General features: G+C 40.8%; 1 protein-coding gene and 1 pseudogene. Both read right to left on the bottom strand.

Going from position 1 to position 633, the window contains the following annotated elements:
- Positions 1 to 227 (bottom strand): annotated as a pseudogene (locus ABD915_RS10120) (YfjI family protein); the annotation flags it as partial.
- Positions 228 to 231: 4 nt separating this feature from the next.
- Positions 232 to 633 (bottom strand): toprim domain-containing protein (locus ABD915_RS10115; protein WP_345117845.1); only part of this gene is annotated, 402 nt, incomplete at its 5' end.

The raw sequence follows: 633 nt of genomic DNA, 5'->3' as shown, positions 1-633 counted from the left end.
AGAGAAGATTGTTGGCTATCGGCAACATCATAAATATAGCGACTTAAACGTAAAGGCATTTGTGCAACGTGAAAAGGTTCAACGGGTAAAAGAGCATTCTCAATCGGCTTTAATTCCCCCCAACCATTTTGTTGCAATGCCACTTCATAAGGAATGGCTTTTAAACAAGCATTATCGTTATCATTCACCAGAGTATTCTTATCTATAATATTATTATTTTGTGACATGGTATTATACCTTTTGAAAAGAAAGAAAATCATTGAAATCTAAAGCGTTAGGGGCTTGCATCATAAAGACCTCAAAGCTTTGTTTATGTGCACGCGTTGCTAGGGTAAAACCTGCTTTACGACCCGCATCATCCCCGTCCATTGCAATTGTCAGACGTGTTTTGGTATCAATATTGGGTAAATTCACGCGTATCATGCCACTGGTCGAAAGAGACGCCCATAAATTCACGGGCTCTGATAACAACCCAGACAGCAGAGACAGCCCCGTTTCAATTCTCACACAAATAACCAGATGTTTTGGATTGGCTTGACTTAAATGCACAGCACCGCCGGTGACAGATCCCAACATGGCTTTTGCTAGTACTTGATCTGTTTTGCAGCCATTGGCTTGTAAAAAGGTTCTATG

Origin of the sequence: Bartonella jaculi (assembly GCF_039543045.1) — a bacterium.
GTDB classification, from domain to species: Bacteria; Pseudomonadota; Alphaproteobacteria; order Rhizobiales; family Rhizobiaceae; genus Bartonella; species Bartonella jaculi.
The sequence above is the reverse complement of the archived record's forward strand: the minus strand, read 5'-3'. Positions and strand labels throughout refer to the sequence as shown.